Source organism: Mycobacterium sp. (genome assembly GCF_965229105.1).
Lineage (GTDB): Bacteria > Actinomycetota > Actinomycetes > Mycobacteriales > Mycobacteriaceae > Mycobacterium.
In genome coordinates this window covers 5,369,925-5,383,753 of the sequence record NZ_OZ245858.1, presented here as the reverse complement: position 1 = coordinate 5,383,753, position 13,829 = coordinate 5,369,925, and the positions used below count along the sequence as shown (strand labels likewise).

General features: G+C 64.2%; 15 protein-coding genes. 3 read left to right on the top strand and 12 right to left on the bottom strand.

All coding sequences use genetic code 11. From position 1 onward, the window contains the following. Positions 1 to 273: 273 nt before the first annotated feature. The 7 genes from ADBZ9O_RS25285 to ADBZ9O_RS25255 form a co-directional block, all read right to left on the bottom strand. A complete protein-coding gene (locus ADBZ9O_RS25285; RefSeq protein ID WP_526525793.1) occupies positions 274 to 1,272 on the bottom strand; it encodes an alpha/beta fold hydrolase in 999 nt (332 codons plus the stop codon). Beyond that, the gene (budC, locus tag ADBZ9O_RS25280; RefSeq protein ID WP_526525791.1) at positions 1,269 to 2,078 is read right to left on the bottom strand and encodes a meso-2,3-butanediol dehydrogenase; all 810 of its coding nucleotides are present in this window, start codon (positions 2,076 to 2,078) and stop codon (positions 1,269 to 1,271) included. Before budC ends, ADBZ9O_RS25285 begins: the two co-directional genes overlap by 4 nt. Then, positions 2,071 to 3,066, bottom strand: a complete 996-nt coding sequence (locus ADBZ9O_RS25275) for a transketolase family protein (protein WP_526525790.1) — start codon at positions 3,064 to 3,066, stop codon at positions 2,071 to 2,073. The genes budC and ADBZ9O_RS25275 overlap by 8 nt, the downstream gene beginning before the upstream one ends. Next, positions 3,063 to 4,001 (bottom strand): transketolase, encoded by a 939-nt coding sequence (locus tag ADBZ9O_RS25270; protein WP_526525789.1) that lies wholly within the window; start codon positions 3,999 to 4,001, stop codon positions 3,063 to 3,065. The genes ADBZ9O_RS25275 and ADBZ9O_RS25270 overlap by 4 nt, the downstream gene beginning before the upstream one ends. 92 nt (positions 4,002 to 4,093) lie before the next feature. Beyond that, the gene (locus tag ADBZ9O_RS25265) at positions 4,094 to 4,963 is read right to left on the bottom strand and encodes an alpha/beta fold hydrolase (protein ID WP_526525787.1); all 870 of its coding nucleotides are present in this window, start codon (positions 4,961 to 4,963) and stop codon (positions 4,094 to 4,096) included. A 53-nt stretch (positions 4,964 to 5,016) separates the two neighbouring features. Continuing rightward, positions 5,017 to 5,802, bottom strand: a complete 786-nt coding sequence (locus ADBZ9O_RS25260; RefSeq protein ID WP_526525786.1) for a TetR/AcrR family transcriptional regulator — start codon at positions 5,800 to 5,802, stop codon at positions 5,017 to 5,019. A gap of 271 nt (positions 5,803 to 6,073) precedes the next feature. Continuing rightward, entirely contained in the window at positions 6,074 to 6,511 is a 438-nt protein-coding gene (locus ADBZ9O_RS25255) for a TIGR03618 family F420-dependent PPOX class oxidoreductase (RefSeq protein ID WP_526525785.1), read from the bottom strand. 3 nt (positions 6,512 to 6,514) lie between these two features. Here ADBZ9O_RS25255 and ADBZ9O_RS25250 point away from each other — a divergent pair, with 3 nt between their 5' ends. After that, the gene (locus tag ADBZ9O_RS25250; protein WP_526525783.1) at positions 6,515 to 6,745 is read left to right on the top strand and encodes a hypothetical protein; all 231 of its coding nucleotides are present in this window, start codon (positions 6,515 to 6,517) and stop codon (positions 6,743 to 6,745) included. 259 nt (positions 6,746 to 7,004) lie between these two features. On the opposite strand, the gene ADBZ9O_RS25245 is transcribed toward ADBZ9O_RS25250, so the two are convergent. Both ADBZ9O_RS25245 and ADBZ9O_RS25240 read right to left on the bottom strand, forming a co-directional pair. Continuing rightward, entirely contained in the window at positions 7,005 to 7,586 is a 582-nt protein-coding gene (locus tag ADBZ9O_RS25245) for a hypothetical protein (RefSeq protein WP_526525782.1), read from the bottom strand. Then, on the bottom strand, positions 7,583 to 8,335 hold the full coding sequence (locus tag ADBZ9O_RS25240; RefSeq protein WP_526525781.1) for a hypothetical protein: 753 nt from the start codon (positions 8,333 to 8,335) through the stop codon (positions 7,583 to 7,585). The genes ADBZ9O_RS25245 and ADBZ9O_RS25240 overlap by 4 nt, the downstream gene beginning before the upstream one ends. Positions 8,336 to 8,924: 589 nt before the next feature. Between ADBZ9O_RS25240 and ADBZ9O_RS25235 the strand changes: the two genes are divergently transcribed. Next, entirely contained in the window at positions 8,925 to 10,688 is a 1,764-nt protein-coding gene (locus ADBZ9O_RS25235) for a flavin monoamine oxidase family protein (protein WP_526525779.1), read from the top strand. A gap of 174 nt (positions 10,689 to 10,862) precedes the next feature. After that, the gene (locus ADBZ9O_RS25230; protein ID WP_526525778.1) at positions 10,863 to 11,585 is read left to right on the top strand and encodes a GntR family transcriptional regulator; all 723 of its coding nucleotides are present in this window, start codon (positions 10,863 to 10,865) and stop codon (positions 11,583 to 11,585) included. 239 nt (positions 11,586 to 11,824) lie between these two features. Here ADBZ9O_RS25230 and ADBZ9O_RS25225 read toward each other — a convergent pair whose 3' ends face one another. Genes ADBZ9O_RS25225 through ADBZ9O_RS25215 form a run of 3 tightly spaced genes read right to left on the bottom strand, consistent with a single transcriptional unit; the run spans position 11,825 to position 13,826 of the window. Beyond that, the gene (locus ADBZ9O_RS25225; protein ID WP_526525776.1) at positions 11,825 to 12,754 is read right to left on the bottom strand and encodes an SDR family NAD(P)-dependent oxidoreductase; all 930 of its coding nucleotides are present in this window, start codon (positions 12,752 to 12,754) and stop codon (positions 11,825 to 11,827) included. Continuing rightward, the gene (locus ADBZ9O_RS25220; RefSeq protein WP_526525774.1) at positions 12,745 to 13,353 is read right to left on the bottom strand and encodes a carbonic anhydrase; all 609 of its coding nucleotides are present in this window, start codon (positions 13,351 to 13,353) and stop codon (positions 12,745 to 12,747) included. The genes ADBZ9O_RS25225 and ADBZ9O_RS25220 overlap by 10 nt, the downstream gene beginning before the upstream one ends. Beyond that, positions 13,350 to 13,826 (bottom strand): nuclear transport factor 2 family protein, encoded by a 477-nt coding sequence (locus ADBZ9O_RS25215; RefSeq protein ID WP_526525772.1) that lies wholly within the window; start codon positions 13,824 to 13,826, stop codon positions 13,350 to 13,352. Before ADBZ9O_RS25215 ends, ADBZ9O_RS25220 begins: the two co-directional genes overlap by 4 nt. Positions 13,827 to 13,829 lie beyond the last annotated feature (3 nt).

Sequence of the window (13,829 nt, the reverse complement as noted above, 5' to 3'; positions counted from 1 at the left end):
GGTCCACCGCGGGTGGCGCCGTGCCCACGCTGTGGTGATCCTGCGGGCTGAGCGGCGTTGGCTGGTGTCGCGCCAGAGGCGCTTGAATGGCGGGTATGTAGCCCTGGCGGGCGGTGTCGCAGCGTCGAGATGGACGGACGTCCCCGTATTCGGCAAGCCCGATGGGGGCGAACTCGGGGTGTCCTTCCTGAAGTGCGGCGAAACTAGCGCACGGCGGCCGGTGTCGCCGCCGGATGTGAGTACTGCCCTCAGACGTGCAGCGTGTCGAGCGCGCTACAGCGAGCGCAGGAAGTCCAGCAGTGCCGCGTTGACCTCGTCCGGCCGTTCCTGCTGTAGCCAGTGCCCCGCTCCGGGGTAGATCCGCACGTCCCGCAGACCCGGCACCTCGGCATGCATCCGGTCCAGAGCCTTCGCCGTGTTGCCGCCGATGAGGTCGTGTTCACCGGCGAGGTAGAGGGCGGGTTGCCGGATCGCCGAGCCGAGGAACGGCGCGAGGATGGCAGGCATCGCGTCGAGGTTGCGGTACCAGTTGAGGCCACCGCGGATGCCGTTGCGGGCGAGTTCGGCGACCCAGATCCGGATGTCGTCCTCGGTGATCCAGCCGGGCAGGGTGGCGGGCACCGGCAGCTGCTGGATGAAGGTCTCGCCGCGCGGGAAGTATCCGGCCCAGCCGGACTCACGCACGCCGTCGGTGACGACGTCGCCGCTGATGCCGTAGAGGAAGCCGCGTAGGAAGGCCTCGAGATCGGCGTTGATCTCGGCGTCCGCGACGCCGGGCTCCTGGAAGTACAGCCGGTAGTAGTCGGCGTCGGATGCCTTGGCGCGCATCAGGTCACCGACGGTCAGTCCCTCGGGCAGACAGCCCGTCGGCGCCTGGTAGGGGACGCTGAGGGCGGCGACGGCCCGGAAGACGTCGGGTCGCATCAGCGCGCAGTACCATGCCACCGGCGCTCCCCAGTCGTGGCCGACGACGACGGCATCCACCGCGCCGAGCGCCGTCACGACGCCCACCACGTCGGCCACCAGGTGCGACAGGGAGTAGGCGGCGACGTCGGCGGGCGCGTCGCTGCGGCCGTAGCCACGCATGTCGAGGGCCACCGCCCGGAAGCCGGCCGCCGCCACCGCGGGCAGCTGATGGCGCCACGAGTACCACGACTCGGGGAAGCCATGGCAGAAGACGACCAGCGGGCCTTCGCCGGCCGAGACCGTGTGCAGGCTGATGCCGTTGACGGTCAGGTCGGCGTGCTCGAACTGGTTCTCGCTCAATGTCATTGCGGCTTCTGTCGGGCGTGGAACTCGTCGGCGTAGAGCTCCTGGAAGTTGGGTTCACCGGTGTGCGCGGTGAGCCCACCGTCGGCGACGAGGTTGGCGCCGGTGATGAAGCTGGCGTCATCCGACGCGAGGAAGGCAATGACGCTGGCGATCTCGTCGGGCATCCCCACCCGGCCCATCGGGATGTTCCGCTCGTACACCGGCTTCATGTTCGGATGGTCCATCATCCCGCCGGGGTGGCTGTTCACCGGTCCGGGGCATACCGCGTTGACGCGAATACCCTGGCGCGCGTGGTCGATTGCCATGTTGCGGGTCAGGTTGACCACCGCACCCTTGGCCGTGCAGTAGGCGACCAGACCGTAGTTCCCGCCCAGGCCAGAGATCGACGCGGTATTGACGATGTTGCCGCGGGTGGCGGCCAGGTGCGGGATGGCGGCGCGGGAGCCGTAGTAGACGGAGTCGAGGTCGACCGCCATGATGCGGCGCCAGTCGGCGGGCTCGACGTCCACGACGGTACCCATGGTGATCGCACCGGCGTTGTTGACCAGGACGTCGAGCTGGCCGAACCGCTCCACCGCGTGCTCGATCATGGCGGTGACCTGCTGCTCGTCGGAGACGTCGGTGATGCGGGTGGCGAGTCGGTCCTCACCGAACTCGTCGGTGAGCCGTGTCAGACCCTTGGGGTTCACGTCGCACGCGAGCACCGTCGCCCCCTCGGCGAGGAACCTTCGCACGGTGGCGGCGCCGATGCCGTGACCGCCGCCGGTCACGACGGCCACCTTGCCTTGGTGTCGGATCTCATCCACGGGCTGCCTCTTTCGGTTGTCCCTCGATGCCGGTCACGACGAGCGCTGCCTCGACGATGTGACGGCTGCTCATGCCCAGGAGGTCGGCGGTATATTCCGGAGATCCGAAGGGCGGGAACACGTCCGGCACGCCCACGGGCCTGACCGGGACGGCGACCCCACGGCGTGCCAGGGCCTCGGCGACCGCCGAGAATAGGCCGCCGATGACGGAGTGGTTCTCCGCGGTGACCAGCCGGCCGGTGCGGGCGGCCAGGTCGGCGACCGCGTCACCGTCGAAGGGCTTCAGGGTGCTCACCCGCAGAACGGCGGCATGAACGCCCGATGTGGCCAGGACGTCGGCGGCGATGAGCGCCTCGCCGACGCGGTCGCCGCTGGCGATGATGCCGACGTCGGCACCGTCGCGCAGGAGGGCCGCCCTGCCCAGCTCGAACGGCGGCATCTCCACGGTGCGTCTCGCGGACGCCCGATTGAACGGTTGCCGAAGATAGACCGGCCCGTCGTAGTCCAGGGCCACCGTGAGTGCTTCCGCCGCTTCGGCGGGATCGGCGGGGTCGATGACGATCATGTTCGGCACGGCCCGCCAGACCGCGAGGTCGTCGATGGCGGTGTGCGACGGCCCGAACGTCGCCGAGATGCCCGGGGTGGCGCCGATGAGCTTGACATTGGCTCGGGGGAGCGCGATCTGCATGATCGCGAAGTCGAGCGCGCGGCGGGCCAGGAAGGCCGCGAACGTCGTTGCGACGACGGTCAATCCGGCGCGCGCCAAGCCGGCGGCGGTCATCACGAGATTCTGTTCGGCCATCCCCACCTCGACGTAGCGGTCCGGGTAGCACTTGGCGAAGGCCGTCAGGTCGGTGTACTTCTTCAGGTCTGCGGACACTGCGACGATGTCGTCGCGCTCGGCGGCGGCGGCCAGCAGGGCCTGACCCCACGGTCCGGCCTTGGTTCGCAGCCCCATCGCGGCGGCCGCACCGGTGTGCTGGTTCACAAACCCTCCTCGATCTCGCGTTGCGCCGTTACCCATTCGTCGGCGCTCATGCGGACGAAGTGGGCGTGGGGCCGGTTCTGCAGGCTGGGTGCACCCTGCGCGAGGCGGGTGTGTGCGATCAGCGCGCGGGGTTGTGCACCCGCTTCCCCATCGGCGGCGGCGAAGGCATCGAGGAGGGCGTCGACGTCGTTGCCATCGACGTCGCAGGCCCACCAGCCGAAGGCCCGGAACTTGTCGGCGAGCGGTTCGACTTCGAGGACGAGGTCACCATCGGCCTGGGTGCGGTTGACGTCGACGATGGCAGTGAGGTTGGACAACCCGCGGGCGCCGGCGAACATCGCGGCCTCCCACGTCGACCCCTCTTGTGTCTCCCCGTCCGACATGTAGTCGAACACCCTCGCCGAATTGCCGCGGTACCGCAGCCCCCACGCGAGTCCACCTGCGACGCCGAGTCCCTGGCCCAGTGACCCGCCGGCGAACTCCATCCCGGGCACGTCACCGGGCTCGGCGCCGAGCGTGAGCGCGCTGCCGTCGGCGCCGTAGGTCCGCAGGTCGTCCTCCGTGAGCAGGCCGTGTTCGGCCATCGCCGCGTAGTGCGCCAGTCCGTAGTGCCCGACCGACAGCAGGAGGCGGTCCCGCGCTTCGTCGTACTGCGTGCTGGGGGACCAGTTCAGCTCCCGGAAGTACAGCACCGCGAACAATTCGGCCGATTGCAGCGCCTGACCGATGTAGGCCTCGCCCTTGCCGCGGGCGGCACACAGCGCGTGGAGTCGCAGCCGGCGCGCGACGGCCCGAAGGTCGGCGGCGTCGCGCATGGGATGCGCCGCGAGGATCGTGTGTTCCACCATGAGTGCATACAACCGGTTGCAGTCGGTGGGCGTCAACAACGTGTGGTAGTCGATGACGCTCTGGAAGCGGTGTTTGCCGTCATCCATTGTGCGAGAATTTAATTCGGCTCTCTTAGGCAAGGCCGCCACTGGAATCGGCCAGCGTTCTCGTCACTGTGACGGGTTACGCGCCACCTCGATTACAGGGGATGCCGGCTCAGGTGCCGCGCTAGCAGCACCCCGACCAGCTCGGGCTCCTCCTGGAGCAGCCAGTGCCCGGCGTCCAGTTCGACGAACTCATGCGGGCCCACGACGTATCCACGACCGACGTCGACGGCCATCCGACTGACGTAGGGGTCGCGGTTACCCCAGATGAGCATCGTCGGCAGGGAAACAGGCGCGAACTCCAGCGACGTCCCGTCGAGCACGGTCATGTGCCCGTTCGTCGCGCGGTACCAGTTGAGCGCAGCAGTGAGTGCGCCGTCCTGCCCGAGGACGGCGAGGTACTGCTCGACGAGTTCCTCGTCGTGCGCGGTCCACACGTCGCGCAGCCGGGCGAACGCGTCTGCCGACCAGAACGATTCCACCATCTGCCCCGGGGCCTGCACGGCACCGAGGAAGTCCCGGTAGGCCTGCACCGCCGGATCGTCGCGCGTGGCCTCGGCGAAGCCGCGATAGTGCGGGATGGACAGGCTGACGTAGGAGGCGATCCGCTCCCCACCGTCGAGGTCGACCGCGCACCAGCCCGCCGCCGCACCCCAGTCGTGCCCGATCAGGTGGAAGCGGTCGAATCCCGCCGCGTCGGCGACGTCGAGGACGTCCTGCCCCAGGTGCCGGTGGTCGTAGGCGGCGATGTCGTCGGGCCGAGCGCCGGGGCTGTAGCCCCGCTGATCGAAGGCGAGGCACCGATAGCCCTGGCGGGCAAGCAGATCCATGGCCGGAATCCACATCGCTGAGGTCTCCGGCATGCCGTGCAGCAGGATCACCGGCTCGCCGTCCGTCCCGGAGGCCAAGGCCTCGAACGTCAGTCCCGCCGCATCGATCGACGTCCTCGTCACCGTGGTCCCCATGGGGCCTCCGCGCATCATCACCAGTGGATACAACCGGGTGCAGTCGGTTGGAGTCAACATCCACCGGTCTCGACGCCGAGGCGGCGGATGTGCTCGCCGATGCTCGCCTGCAGCCGCTGCTGCCCGTCCGGCGACAGCCCCGAGGCAGAGCCGATCCACTCGCCGAACAGCGCCCAACCCAGCGTGAGGGCGCTGCGGGCGGCGACGGCGATCCGGCCTTCCTCGGCCGAGAGCCCGTACCGACCGGCGATGGCCGGGCCCAGCAAGTCGTACACCGGCAGCGACGTCGGCAACAGCGTCGGCTCGACGCCTTCAAGGATCAGCCGCCCGACGATCTGCGTCTCCAACTGGAACGACCGCCTCGACAGGTAGGCGTCGAAGTCATCGTTGGCTCGCAGGTGCTTGGCGTTCTCCTCGGCCAGCGCGCTCAACGCAGCGTGCAGCAGCTGACCCTTCGACCCGAAGTACCGGCTGATCATGCCGTGGTTGACGTTGGCGCGCCCCGCGATCGAACGGATCGACGCGCCGCGGAACCCGACAGCCGCGAACTCCTCGGTGGCCGCCGAAACGAGCGAGCCGACGATGGCGTCCCGACCCGACGGGCGTCGTGGGGTGACCTTGCGCTTGCTCTGTGGCACTGAGGAATTCGCCTCATCGAGCGCTCTGGCATGTTCGGCGTCGGACGGCGAAGTAGCGGCGGGCCAGCGAGACGCCCGGCGCGCCTCCCAGGCCCGCTGCCGGTGCGACGGTCGGCAGTAGCGGCCGACCGGGCCGCGCGGGCTCCTCGCTTCGAACCGCTCCCCGCACCATTCGCACACTCCGGTGCGCGCACCCGTCACAGTGACGAGTATGCCGCAGCCAGTCTGTGACGCCGGTGACGGGAATCGAAGGTACGCCGGCGCGCAATGCGGCTGCTAGCCGGACACTCTCGCTGATCCGGTCGGCGATTTCTTCGGGCGTAACGACGTCCTAGTTGACCGCAGTGTCGCTTGGCACCTCCAGCCCGGCCCTCGGCAGGTCAGGTAGGTCTCGGAGTTGTCGGTTTGAAAAACCACGTAGACCTCCAACACCTACGCCGGCCAACCTCGAACACCTTTCCTCGCAGCGCTATCAGTTGCTGTAGACCCGGTCGGGGCGGATGGGCACCGCTGCCCGGCGCTGCTGGGCCATCACCCGGTTGTACTCGTCCCAGTCGTCGTGTTCACCGCCGGATGCGGCGAAGCTCGCTCGGAGCAAGAGTTGCAGCCCTTCGGCGTCCAGCCAGGGTTGGGGGTCATCGGGTCCGGCGAGTTCGGCGTGCCCTTCGGCCGCCGCCCATTGCCAACCGTTGCGGAAGGTGGCGGTGACCTGGGGTCGAGCCCGCAGGTTCGCGAGCTTGACGGGGCCTGCCGCGACCACGGCCAAGATTGTCTCCCCGGTGACGGGATGGGTGAGGACGCCTGCGTTGACTAGCGAGGACTGGATGGTGCCGTTGGCTCGCAACGTCGGCAGCACCATCAGGCCTTGCTCGTCGTTGGACAGCGATGCTGCTTCTTGAAGGGTGGTCACGGAATGTCCTCTTCGTTGTCGTGGTCCATGTTCTTCGTCTTTGGTTCGACCACCGCGGCCATCAGCGGCGGTGCGGTCGACGGCGGCAGCGGGGGCTCGTATCTCAACGCCCCCCAAGCCCCCGGGGAGCCGGTGGTACCGCCGCTGCCCCCAACGGCGGCGACGGTGCACCCGGCGGCTCCGCCGGCGGCGGAGGTGGTGGTGGCGCTATCGGCGGGGACGGTGGTCTACTAAGCGATCCTGGAGCTGGAGGTGGCGGCGGTATCGGCGGTGTCGGCGGTAACGGAGGATCGGGTAACTACGCCGCCGGCGGCGGCGGCGGGACCTGAAGGTGTCCCACCGGCACAGCACATGGGTCGAAGGCGATCAGCTCGAATGTCTCTACGACGTTCTAGATGACATCACCGTGACGGGGAAGCCTTACCGCTACTTTCCTTCCGGCATCGAAGTCAGGAGCTGGTCGCGGCGATTCAGAAGCGAGGGACGTTTTGCCTTAGAAGCGGTGTCGCCAGCGCCTAGCAAGGCTCGGATCGATTTCGATGGTTGCCTCGAAGTTGTCGAGCATTTCGATCACAAAGCCGGCGCGATCCAGGTCGTCGAGTGAGGTCAGTCGCCTTAGTACGAACCAGGAAGCCTCGGTCGCACATTGTAGTGAGTCACGCGCCAGCTCAAGCGGATCCACCGTTGGCTCGTGAACCTGCTCAATGAGCCACTGGAATCCGACGCCGTTTTCGACATTCGGAACATTGGCGGTCTCCGAAGCAAGTCGGTTCGTAGATGGATCGCGGAGAGCAAGCGCGCGGACTTGAAACCGCGCAAAACGAGATCCGGCAGAGGTTGTGAGGTGTGAGAGGACGACCGGGTCAAGTTCGCCGCCGAGCGATTGCCTCCAGTCCGCAAACCATTGCCACTCTGTAGGTTTCAACCACTCCAGCTCGGTGGGGCGGACCTCCGCGGTCACAAGTCCGCTGTACGTGCGGTCGTCGTCGGCGATGGCGTCGCGCAGATCCTGAGCGTAGCCGTCGTCTGCTGCCGCAAGGTGAATTAGGGGCGCTGCAATCCTAATTAGACTCATGACTCGACTCGCACGATCTGATTCAGCGAATATGCCTGTCTCAAGTTTGTCGGCGCGATGGGTGCCGTCCCGCTGAGCATGAACTGCGCAGAGCGCGTGAGTGCGGGATCGTCAGGAGTGAACTCCTCCTCGGCCAGGATCGCCAGTCGAACGTCACGGAACCGCGTCGAGTAGTTGTGTGCGAGCTTCCCGGGGCTTTGCCAGTCGCTGACCGCTATCCAGGTATGTCCTGGATCCGTGTACCACTGGCGATTATCCTTTTCGTCTGGGTGAAAGAGAATTACGTCAATTTGGAACTGCTCGCGAAAGGTATTACGGAACTGATGCAACCAGTGGTCCGAGTGAACCGTCAATATCGCTTCATTGTAGTCCGGCTGAGAAATTAGCCATGCCAGATATAGCTGTACGTTATACGGATCACGAGCGTCGAAAGCATTCCAATCGACTGGATTGAACCACGAAACAATCCCTACGCGTCCGTAGATCGCCGTCGAGAGAGGCTCCTCAACGCCGGTTACATAGATGCCTCGACCCCAGGTGAAGTTACTGCTTCCGATAAACAGGCCATTGTTTGGCTTTAGGTAGTTCGCCGCGTATTTCGACGGGACATACTTGACCGCCAAGGGCGGTTGGCCGGGCGATCGCCGGTTGGCATCGACGAACGTCGCCCACGCAGGCGATGAATCCGCGATCGCCTTCTCGATAGCAGGCCGTAAGCCCCTGGGTAGTAACGCAGCCCCCGCAGTCACAGTGCGTCCCACCGTAACGGGCGGGATGAAAAGCAGGACATGGCTACCCTACGTTCCTCAGACTCGATGTTGACCGATCGTTGCATACACGCGGTGGCTTCGGAAAACCGCCCAGCAGTCCGGACCAGCTTGACGTCTCCCAAATGTACTTCGAATCCCATCCGAGTACGCTGATGGGCTACCTATCGACCGGACTTAGTCGTATGGCCGCTACGCGTCGGGGCTCCGAATGCAGTGGCGGATGACCCATCGAGTTCCGTTATCGGACAGCGGATCTGTACGCCTTTCTTCATAGCTCCGGTATTTTCCACGATGTCTGCAAATGGGTACGACAATTGGCCGGTTGGGTGCGAGCACAATCGGCCGCCTGTCCCAGGCGATCTGTAATCGAGGTTCTCCGCGTCGTTATTGCAAGCACATCTGTGCGCTCTAATTCATTGCGTGAATATTAGATGTCGGCGGTACGGCATCCGGGTGGCCCTTACCTGTGTATCTGATTGTAATTTCAGAGAAACCGCCACAATGAATCGAGCGACGTGAGATTGTTCGGATGCCTAGCAAGCGGCGTGAGTCTTGGTCGGGAGGAAGCATGGTAGAAGCAGTCTGGTCGGCGATAAATGGTCATGAAGGTGATGCGGGTTTCAACGAATTCGAATTCCCCGCAAGAGATTTCGCCGTTCTACGCAAAAGCAGCCGACGAAAAACCGTCTGCGTCGTCGGCGGCGGAATAGCTGGTCTTATCGCAGCGTACGAACTGCTGGGTTCATCCTCAGAGCGAGGTCACGAAGTCGTCCTGGTGGAGGCGGGGAACCGCCTGGGTGGGCGGATTCGAACCTGGCGCACCACTGATATGTACGGTAACGACATACACGGCGAGTTTGGTCCGATGCGTTTCCCGCCTAACCATGCTGGCACATGGCACTACGTTGAAGAGCTTGGGCTCGCCACCGCGGTGTTCATTCAAAGCAACCTAAATGCTTGGTGTCAGGTCGGTGAATTTAGGTGCCGCCGCTCCGACTTCGGCAGTCTCATCGCAGCTTATGACAACGCCTACGGGACCAACCTGAATCGAACCTGGCTTCTGAGGGGCCATCACCCGCAAGGCAGTATGACCGAACTGTTAGGAGAGCAGCTGGACTTGAAGTTTGAATCCAAGCCGCGCGTCGCCGATCCAATGGACGAGTTCGCGCAGGCAGTCGATCGAGTTTCGTTGTGGCAGTACCTGCGCGATGTCGACGTCAGTCTGCGGGCCTCCAAGCGGAACGGCGGATCAAAGTCGGTAGTCCACACCTATCGCAGGCCTGGTGCACGTCCTGGCCGCCTAAGCAACGAGCTTCTCACCGAAGATGAATACGAACTATTGAGTCGTGCGTCCGGCGAGCGGTGGGAAGAAGGCATGTCAGCACTTGAAATTTACACCGAGTCTTACGGGATACGAGGCGCTGACCGTCGAACACGATTAGTAGACGGAATGGATGCGCTCCCGCGGGCACTCGAGGCGGAAATCCGGGCACGTCACGGCCGGATATTACTCAAGACAGCCGTTACCGCAGTGATTAAGGAAGCTGACGGTCGGTGCATGCGAGTTTTCACTGGTGACGAGGAGATCACTGCGGATGATGGTCGCGCATTCGACTACGTGATCTGTGCTACGCCTGCCTCCGCCACGTCACGGATCTCATTTGAGCCGCGGCTGGATCGAAGGAAAGCAGCAGCACTCTCGGGCCTCCATTATCGGAATGCCGCCAAGAGTTTGGTGAGTGTCAACCGCCGAGTCTGGGAAGATGAAAACCCACCAATCTTCGGAGGTGCGAGCTACACCGACCGGCTTATCCAGCAGTGCTGGTACCCGTCGGACAACGTGTGGGACGTTCAGGACACTGGCGAGCGTTCGATCCCTCTGGAATTCGTCCCCGGCGGGGGTGCAAACGGCCTCGGTTCTTACACGACTCTCGAGGTGGCGGGGGACCCGAATGGCTGGCTGCGACCCGCGATCTTGACCGGGGCGTACATGACCGGGGTGAACGCTGACCGATTTATTTCGTTGAGTCAAGCCGAAAAGACCGAGGTGGTCCTAAGCTGCCTGGAGGATCTCCACCCTGGAATTCGCAACGACGTGCGCGACATCGCGCACTGGGAATGGATAGAGGAGTCCGTCGCCGGAGGCGGAGCCTGGGCGCATTTTGATCCAGGAGAGCGCTACCGCTTTCAGAAGCCGCTCAACGATCCGCATCCGGCCGATAGCCCGAAGGTGTTCTTTGCCGGCGAACACATCTGCCCATTGCACGGTTGGATGCAGAGCGCGATTTTTTCGTCGATCAAGGCGACCCTTGACGTGCTCGATGCATCCTGAGTGAGAGGTACGCCTTTGGGATCCCAGAGGTGTACGCTCATCGTTGGGATCCCAAAGGTTCACCTGGAGAGGATCTGAGAGGAGGGGATCATGGCCAGAACGATGGAGCCACCGGCGGCCCAATCCGGCCCATGTGATCTAGCGTTCGCTGATGGAGACCCTAATCATCCATCGGTGGGAGCTCGTTCGCATGCGGTAGAGGCCTACGAACGCATCCTGACGGACATCCTCCGGGGCGATCTCTCACCCACGGAAGACGAACCGTCCTCTGAGATCGCGTTGCAGACCCGATACGGGTTCGGTTCACGGATGCCCATCCGCATGGCTCTGGCCGTCCTCGCCTCGGAGGGACTGGTCGCGCAACGGGCACGCCATGGCTTTTGGGTAGTCGAACACACGGAGCGCGATCTACTGCAGATCAGCTCCATGCGCGCAGACGCTGACGCAATGGTGGCGAGTTTCCTGGGCGCGAGTCTTACGGACGGAACGATTACTACAGAGAGCGACAAGTTCAGGCGCATCTATGAACCGCTGCAGGCGATGGATCGGCTCGCAATCGAGACACCGCCAGGCGAGGTCCAGCTCGATGTCGAGATGGAGTTCGCCGATCACGACACTCGTTTCCACACACTTATCGCGGCATCGACGGGTTACACGCTCGCGGCCCGACACATCAGTCAATGGCGCAACCTGACGCGGCTCTACCGTGTGCGCCATGGCATCCGCTATACCGGAACAAACTTGCGCGAAATCTGTGGGGAGCACAACAAGCTGATGGAACTTATCGGACTCCCCGTGGGCCAGTGTCCCGATGATATCGACGCGTTGATCGAGAATGCGGCGACGTCTCATATCGAGGCAGCCTTGTCGCGATGTAATTTGGCTTCGCCGGCGTAGGACCCTTCGCCGGTCGCCCGTTGGGCGTCGAGGGAATCCGCCGCTCCACGCAAAATTTAGACTGGTCGGATTGAAGACAGAACTGGCCGACGACCCAAAATGTTCCCCGGTGCGGCTGGCTGAGTCGGGCAGAAACTACTCGGCGCTTCCATTGACGCACATTGGGTAAGCGACCGAGTCAACGAGATACGTTGCAATTGATCCTTATTAGGAGAGCGCGCTCCAGATTCGTGCGCAGTTCAGCGGTGTCCGATCAACTCGATAGACGTCTCCCACAGGCGCACCGCGTTGTCCGGGTCGAGGGCGTAGCCGGCGACGCCGCCCGCCCGCCCGAGGCTGGCGGCCCGCTCAGTCACGACGGGCGCTTCCTCGTTGTTCTCGAAGTAGCGTCCACCCACCCCGTCGACCAGAGGAGACGCGGCGAGAAGCGCCGCGGTCGACGCTCCCTGCGGCACGGTCTTGCGGAACTCTTCGGGTGTCTGCAGGCCACCGGAGTGTTGCTGCAACCCGGTCGCGATCGCTCCGGGGTTAAGGGCGTTGGCCACCACTCCGTCGTCGGCCCACCGGTGGGTCAGCTCCACCGCCAAAAGAATGCTCGCGGTCTTGGATTGGCCATACCCCGCCCACGGGTCGTACGGCCGGAACCGAAAATGCAAGTCGTCGAACACCACTGGGGAGAAGAGATGCCCGGTGGAGCTCACCGAAACCACCCGGGCACCGCTCGCTGATACCAGCGCCGCACGCAAGCCGAGCGCCAGGGCGAAATGGCCGAGGTAGTTGCTGGCGAACTGCATCTCCCAACCCTCCGCGGTCCGGGTCAGCTCAGGGATCGCCATCACGCCGGCATTGTTGACCAGGATGTGCAGCGGGCCCTGCCACCGCTCGGCGAACGCGGTGACCGATGACTGATCCGCCAAATCCAACGGCTCGACATCAATGGCGTCATTGCCGGTTTGACGCCGAAGATCGGCCGCTACCTTCTCCCCGGCCTCGGGTCTGCGGACCGCCAGTGTCACCGCGGCGCCGGCCGCACCCAACGCCCGTGCCGTCTCCACGCCCAGGCCACTGGTGGCGCCGGTGACCACCGCCCGTTTGCCCTCCAGATCCACTCCCGCGAGGACCTCGTCGGTCGTCGATGCAAATCCGAACCCAGTCGTGATCAATGCCATGATGCTGTCTTCGTTGTGTCGTCGGGAATCAGCACCGTGAATTCGTCGCGATCGATGTCGAAAACCATGCCGAGGATTTTCACCGCTGCGGGAACCGCCGGTGATTTTCGCAGCAGGTCGACGTCATAGCGCAGTGACGCTTCGAGGTGACCGATGGCGAGACTGTCCAGGCTATAGGTGTCAGAGAGGTCGACACCTTGTTCGCAGCGGTAGGCGTCAAGTAAGCCCTGGGGCGTGAAACTGCTTGTTCCGCAGTTTGTGTGGTGTACGACCACGATGTTCTGCAGCCCGAAGAGGTGGTGGCCGATGGTGATGGAGCGTAAGGCATCGACGGCGCGGCCGCCGGCTACGACGATGGGGAAGATGGTCGCAGTGCTGCCGACTTTGTTGCCGTGATCGTCGAGGACGAGCTCTCCGGGGTAGGTCTCGTCCGGCCACAGCTTGGCTAGCTCGCTCGGGATGGCCACTGCGCGTGGGTCATAGCAGTAGATGACGATGGTTCTCAGCGGGACCGCATTGGTAAAGGCGGCGCGAGTGGCCGTTTCGTCGTAGCCCGGTTGCTGCGAGTAAACGAAGCGGTCCAACGAAGTTGGAATCACAGGCCCAGCTCACTGAGTCCGGGATGATCGGCCGGCCGAGGGCCGCTGATGTCCCAGTGGAACTTTCGGTCGGATTCGTCGATCGGCAGGTCGTTGATGCTGGCGTGCCGCCATCTCATCAGACCGCTGTCTTCGAACTGCCAGTTCTCATTGCCGTAGGCGCGGAACCATCGATGGTCTGCGTCGTGATACTCGTAGCAGAACCGCACAGCGATGCGGTGCCCGTCGTGTGCCCACAGTTCCTTGATCAGTCGATAGTCGAGTTCGCGTTCCCACTTCGCGGTGAGAAACTCAATGATCCCGACGCGGCCTTGGATGAAGGTGGACCTGTTGCGCCACCAGCTGTCCTCGGTGTAGGCCTGTGCGACCTTTGCCGGGTTACGCGAGTTCCAGCCATCTTCAGCCAGCCGTACCTTCTGCACCGCGGTCTCGAAAGTGAAGGGAGGTAACGGCGGTCGGGTAATCGCGGACATCGG